Origin of the sequence: Streptomyces anatolicus, assembly GCF_019400875.1 — a bacterium.
Lineage (GTDB): Bacteria > Actinomycetota > Actinomycetes > Streptomycetales > Streptomycetaceae > Streptomyces > Streptomyces anatolicus.
The window spans coordinates 1-6,004 of the sequence record NZ_WMBF01000396.1; the positions used below are offsets into that span (position 1 = coordinate 1).

6 protein-coding genes and 1 pseudogene are annotated in these 6,004 nt (G+C 73.2%); all 7 read right to left on the bottom strand.

Annotated features, from left to right (window positions below; translation table 11 throughout):
* Positions 1-451: pseudogene (locus tag GKQ77_RS25775) on the bottom strand (hypothetical protein); the annotation flags it as partial.
* Entirely contained in the window at positions 441-1,511 is a 1,071-nt protein-coding gene (locus GKQ77_RS25780; RefSeq protein WP_258021964.1) for an AAA family ATPase, read from the bottom strand. The gene GKQ77_RS25780 and the pseudogene GKQ77_RS25775, both read right to left, overlap by 11 nt.
* A gap of 1 nt (position 1,512) precedes the next feature.
* On the bottom strand, positions 1,513-3,315 hold the full coding sequence (locus GKQ77_RS25785; protein ID WP_219691332.1) for a VMAP-C domain-containing protein: 1,803 nt from the start codon (positions 3,313-3,315) through the stop codon (positions 1,513-1,515).
* Positions 3,316-3,323: 8 nt separating this feature from the next.
* Positions 3,324-3,776 carry a CU044_2847 family protein gene (locus tag GKQ77_RS25790; protein ID WP_219691333.1) on the bottom strand — a complete coding sequence of 151 codons (453 nt, stop codon included), beginning with the start codon at positions 3,774-3,776 and terminating at the stop codon, positions 3,324-3,326.
* A 109-nt stretch (positions 3,777-3,885) separates the two neighbouring features.
* Positions 3,886-4,854: a class I SAM-dependent methyltransferase gene (locus tag GKQ77_RS25795; protein WP_219691334.1), complete on the bottom strand. Its 969-nt coding sequence runs from the start codon at positions 4,852-4,854 to the stop codon at positions 3,886-3,888.
* 114 nt (positions 4,855-4,968) lie between these two features.
* The gene (locus GKQ77_RS25800) at positions 4,969-5,709 is read right to left on the bottom strand and encodes a class I SAM-dependent methyltransferase (RefSeq protein WP_219691335.1); all 741 of its coding nucleotides are present in this window, start codon (positions 5,707-5,709) and stop codon (positions 4,969-4,971) included.
* An 8-nt stretch (positions 5,710-5,717) separates the two neighbouring features.
* Positions 5,718-6,004 (bottom strand): 4a-hydroxytetrahydrobiopterin dehydratase (locus GKQ77_RS25805; protein ID WP_219691336.1); only part of this gene is annotated, 287 nt, incomplete at its 5' end.

Sequence of the window (6,004 nt, forward strand, 5' to 3'; positions counted from 1 at the left end):
GCTTGAGCGGGCGCAGGGCGCGCTGGATGGCGAGTTCGTGGCAGAGGGCCTGGGGGGCGGGGACGAGGACTTCGTCGGCGTCACCGCCCGGGTGCGGGGCGCCGCGGGGGACGTGCAGGGCGGCGCGGTGCGGGGTTCCGTCCGCCTCGCCGTCCACGCGTCCGGGCCCGCCGCCGCTCCCTTCTACGTCCGGTTCGGGGGCTGAGCCGCCCGGCGGGATGTCGGCCTCCGGGGCGTTCGCGTGGGCGCCCGCTCGGTGAACGTCACCCGCCCCGCCGATGCCACCGAACCCGTCGAAGCCGAGCGGGCCGCCTCGGAGGGGACCGCCCTCTCCCCCGGCGTCCTCGCCAGGCGGCAGCCGCTCCGCCAGCCACAGCATCTCCGCCAGTTCGAGGGGGGTGACCGGCGGCCCCAGCGCCTGCAAGGCGTCCCGCAGCCGGTCAATCGTCATCGGTGCGCGTCACCTCACTGCTCAGGAACGGCATCACCTGATCCGCCAACTCCGCCACGCTCGCGGGTTCTTCACTGAAGGACGCGTGATGACACATGTAGACGGCGTTCAGGAGCTGGTCGTTGGCGAGCAGCCCGGTGCTGCGGCGCTCGAAGAAGCGCTCGATCACTTTCCGGGCGCCCTCGGGGAGCGTGCCGTCCTGCTCGCCGAGCACCGTGCCGAGGTGTTCGCGGACGATCGCGGTCAGCTCCGCGCGGCTCTCGGGCTGCTTCAGGTGCACGGTCACACAGCGCCTCAGGAACGCGGGCGGGAATTCGCGTTCACCGTTGCTCGTCATCACCACCAGCGGAAAGGCGCGGCAGGTGACCGTGCCGTCGCGGATCTCGACGCGTTCGGTGGTCCTGTCGGCCGTCATCACCCTGGCGGTGGGTGCCGCGCGGCGGGCCAGCTCGACGAGTTCGTACGACCCCTTCTCGAAGATGGTGAGGAGGTCGTTGGGCAGATCGATGTCGCTCTTGTCGATCTCGTCGACGAGCAGGACGCGAGGGCGGTCGTAGGGCAGCAGCGCGGTGCCGAGCGGGCCGAGGCGCAGGTACTCGCCGATGTCGTCGTCGCCCGTGGTGGGCTCGGCGGGGCCGCGACGGCTCTTGTCGCGGGCCCGTTCGGCGGCGTACAGGCGGGTCAGGGGGTCGTACTCGTACAGGCCGTCGCGCACCGTGACGCGGCTGGTGATCGGCCAGTGCAGAACCTTGCCGAGGCCCAGTTCGTGCGCCACCGCGTACGCGAGGGACGACTTGCCGGTGCCGGGGGCGCCGGTGACCAGGAGCGGCCTGCGCAGATAGAGCGCGGCGTTGACCTGGCGCACGGCGTCCTCGCCGGGGCGGTAGCTGACGGCCGCGTGCGGGTTGCCGCAGTCGCCGGGCGGGATGCGCAGGGGCGGGCCGCCCTTGAAGGTGCGCCAAGGGGGTGGTTCGGGGAGCCGGTCGATGCCGTCGTGCGGGACGCGGCTTCCCGAGTAGATCTGCCAGGTGGTCTTCTTCTCGGTCATCTCGTCGGTCATCTCAGCCACTCCCCGCGCTCTCCGTGGGCCCCATGCCCGTCCTGCCACTGGCACCGCCGCCACTGGTGGCGCCACCCTCGCTCGCGCCCGCCTCGTGCACTGCCGACAGCGGGGGATCCGGTTTGTTCTCGGCGCCGTCCCAGAACAGGGTCAGCCGGTGCCCGCAGTGCTCGGCGTCCCCCTTGTTGGGCGAACGGGCCTCCTTGCGCAGCCGCATCACCGCGAAGGGCAGCCGGGCGGGATCCAGCTCGGCGACCGCGGCCGTGATCCGGTCCAGGAACGTATCGGGCGCGCAGTGCGCGTGGTTCGCCTGCCCGCAGTCGCGCCGCCGCCACAGCATGATGGGTACGCCGGTGTCGAGCGCCGCCGAAAGCCACTCGGGGGCCGGGGTCGCGGCGTACGCGAGGGCGCAGAGCTGTTCGTCGGCGTCGAGCCAGTCGTGGAACTCCTCGTATCCGTAGGGTAGTCCGCACTCCACGCGTTCGGGGCGGGTCCGACCGCGGGCCCGGACGGTCGCCCAGCGCCGCCCGGCCAGGTAGGAGGCGAGCAGGGGTTCCATGCGGTCCAGGTGGCGGACGACCACGGGCACCGTACGCATGGGCCTGGGGCGCGCGGCGCCCGGTTCGCGAATCTGCCACTCCTCGAAGGGCTCGCTCATCAGCCGTTCCGGTACCACGAACTCCAGCATCCAGTCGAAGCCGTGGACACCGCCGATCTGCTCGGCGAGCAACGCCTCCGTCTTCGCCCGCAATTGCTGGCGGCGGATCCTGACGGGCCCGGCCCTGCCGACGGGCACCCCGTCGACGACCGTGGAGACGGAGAGGTCGATGCCGCCCGCGCGAGTCATCGACTGGGCGCGGAAGACGACGGAGCCAGTGGGCGGGGACGGGCGGCGCGAGGGGAACGCCGCGTGCGCCTCGCCGTCGTACCGGTCGGGCATCCAGCGCCGTAACCACGGGCCGACGGGCACGCGTGCGGCCGCGCCCAGCTCGGGCAGCATCTTCAACAGCCGTTCCTCACCGGTCAGTTCCTCGCCCACGTACCGGATGGCATGCCAGGGGGAGCGGAAGGCGGGCAGAGGCCGCCGGAAGGTGGGGAAGGCGCGGCGGACGGTCAGTTCCAGGGTGCCGGGATCGAGGCGTACACCGTCGAAAAGGGCCCGCAGCTCGCGGCGCGGCGCGTCCGGCAGCCAGTCGAGGGGCAGGAAGTCGTCCAGGCCCTCCCAGTGGCCGCGGATGGTGTCCAGCGGCAGCATCCGCCCGATGTAGCCCTCCTGGTCGCCGCCGAGCACGGCGTCGGTGACGATCCCGACGACGAGGTGCGTGCCCGGGTCGTAGACCGCGGCGCCGCTGAACCCTTCGCCGAGGCGCCGCAAATGGGCCTGCTCGACGTCGATCTCCAGCCACTCCTGACCGAGCAGCCGGTCGGCGCTGGTGCGCAGGGTGACGTGTGTGCCGTCCTTCTCGTGCCCGAACGGGAAGCCGAGGGCGCGCAGTTCGGCCGGGCTCGCCCTCTTCCCTTCACGGGGGCGCAGCAGGTCGAGGGGGGCGAACGCGCACGGCGCCACGGCCAGCGGCTCGCCGAGTTCGACGACGGCCAGGTCACCGCGGTCGCCCTCGCGCCGCCAGCCGCCGGTCCACGCCACGGCCGCGGGCAGCGCCTCGGCGATGCCGGGCAGCGTCACGAAGACCTCCGCCAGCCCGTCGACGACGTGGGCGCAGGTGATGAGCCGCGCACGGTCGACGAGGACGCCCGCGCCCCGGGGAACGCCGTCGACCGTGCCGATCCGGGCACGCCAGTGCATGCCCGCCATTATCCGCCTTGCGGATCCTGCCGTACGGGCCCCTGCGCATCGGACTCGACGTCTTGCCGCACACCGTGCCCCGCGTCCTGCCGCCCCGCCGGCGGGACTGCCGCCGCCTCCTGCGCGCCCTGCGACGCGGCGTCGTCGCGCGACCACCTGAGCCGGACCGTCAGATGCCCCTCGGTCGCCGTCTTGGCGATGACGGCCCCGGCGGCGACGGTGAGCTTGACGCCGAACTCCAGCTCGATCGCGTCGGGGTCGAGCGCCCGCTCCCGGAAGGTCCGCAGCGCGGAGAGCGCGGCCCCCCGCACATGCCCGAGCGCCGCCTCGAACCGCCCCTCGACCTCATGGACCTCCCCGGCCTCGCCCCGCCGCGACACCGACCGGAACCCCGGATCCCTGGAATCCACCTCGACCACCACGGGCCCCTGATCGGACTCCCACCGGATCAACTCACTCACGCACCGCTCCCCTCCTCGGCTCTCCGGCCCAGCCCAGCGCTATCGATGCCTGAAAGGTAGCGTCAACGGGCGGGCCGGTAACCGGTGTTCGGCAGATGCGTGCTGACCCCTACTCCCCCGCCGCCTCCTTGACCGCCACGTGCACCGTCTGCGCCGACAGCACGAACAGGTCGGGGCGGTGGTGCAGGCTCTGGGGGTCTTCCTTGTCCAGGAGGCGGTCGAACGTGGTGAGGTCGTCGGGGGCGATGCGGTCCTCGTGCATTTCGCGGCGGCGCGTGAACTCCTCGATCACGTGGGCGCGGGCCGTGTCGGAGAGCGGAGCCGGCAGGTCGAGGAGGAAGCTGCGCGTGCCCACGTGGCGCAGGCCCGCGCCGGTGAGGAGGCCCGGCCAGTCCTCCGGTGCGGCCTTGGAGCCCGGCAGGCTGTCCCGCATCCCGGTGAACCACTCCTCGTCGGAGGCTTCGAGGCGGGAGAGCAGCCCGGGGCGGCCGAAGCCGATGTCGCGCGGCAGGTAGCGGGCGCCCAGGCCGCCCTCCAGGAGGGCGATCGCACCGCCGGGTGCGAGGCGGTCGGTGAGGGCGCCGAGCGCGGCGCTCTGGTCACCGACGTGGTGCAGGGACCTGCACAGCCACAGGAGGTCGGCGGTCGGTACGTCGTCGATGGCGTCCGGCAGCGCCGCGCGCACCGTCTCGAAGCGGTCGGTCAGGCCCTCGCGGGCGGCGCGGTCGCGGGCCCGCTCCAGGAGGGGTTCCTCGGGGTCCGCCGCGACGATCCGCGCCTTGGGGAATGCCTCGGCGAGGAGGAAGGAGACGGCGCCGGGGCCGCTGCCGACGTCGACGACGACGCCGGGCTCAGGCACCCAGTTGCGCAGCCAGGCGGCCACCTCGCCGTACATGGGCGCGGCGATCTCCGCGTAGCGCTCCAGCATGGTTCCCATGGCGGCCCAGTCCAGGTCCTCGCCGTCGTGACCATGACCGTGGCCGTGGCCGTGGGCGTGGGCGTGGACGGGACCGTGACCGTGGTCCCCCTTTCCGTCCGCGTGGCCGTGTCCCTGCCCGTGTGCCTGGTGCTGCCCCATCGCTGTGCCGCCTTCCTGTTCCTGCCCTTGTCGTGGACAGGGACCAGCCTGCTACCCCTTCGCGGTTTCCGACCACTCATGTTGCTGGTACGGCAAAAGGCGGAGAGAGGAGTGTCAATGCCTCTTCCGGAACGCGCGCAGGCTGAACCTCGGATCGGGGCGCGGCACGTCCTGGTCCGGGAGCGCCGCGAGCCCGGCCGCGAGGCGCGCGGCCAGCGGACTGTCGGGCGGGATCCGGGTGAACCAGCCCCGGTGCAGGTCGTCGACCGTGGAGCGCGGCGAGCGGCCCTGGCCGTGGCCGGTGAACCGGGCCCGGCCCGCCGGAGCGAGGCCGTGTTCGGCCGCGTACGCCTCGACGGCCTCGGCGCGGTCGACCGCGGGCCGCACCGGGCGCGGGGCGAGCACCGTGTCGATGTCGCTGCCCACGTCGTGCGAGGAGGCCTTGTCGACGGTGGTGACGTAGACGCCGCCGGGCCGCAGCACCCGCGCGCACTCGGCGATGACGGATGACGTCTCCTCGGGGCCGGAGAGCAGGTGCAGCAGCCATATCGTGCTCACGGCGTCGAACGATTCGTCAGGGAAAGGCAGTTGGCGGCTGTCGCCGAGGACTATGGCGCCAGGGTGGCGGTCCGCCGCCATCCGGACCATGCGGTGTGCCGCGTCCACTCCCGTCACCCGCAGCCCCTCACGGGCGGCGAGGCGGCGGGTGACAAGGCCGGTGCCGCAGGCGACGTCGAGGAGCGTACGGGCGTCGGGAGGCAGGAGGCCGAGGACGGCGGTCGCGGCGGCGGCAGCGCGGGGCTCGCCGCCGCGGGAGGCGTCATAGCGGTCGGCTTCCTTGCTGTAGTCCAGCATGGCGACGCTCACTCCGCGCCGTGTGCCGGGGCCAACTCCTCGACCCTGCGCGCGAGTGCGAAGTCGTAGGCGGTGAGCGCGCCGCCCGCGCTGTGGGTCGTCACGGAGAGCGCCACGGTCCGGTAGCCGAGGGTCAGGTCCGAGTGATGGTCCAGCTCGTCCTGCGTCCGCGCGATGTGGACGACGAGACCGGCCGCCGCGAAGTGCGAGCCGAGCCGGTACGTCCGGGTCAGCTTGTCGCCGTCGAGGGCCCAGCCGGGCAGCTCGGCGAGGCGGTCCTCGATCTCCTTCTGCG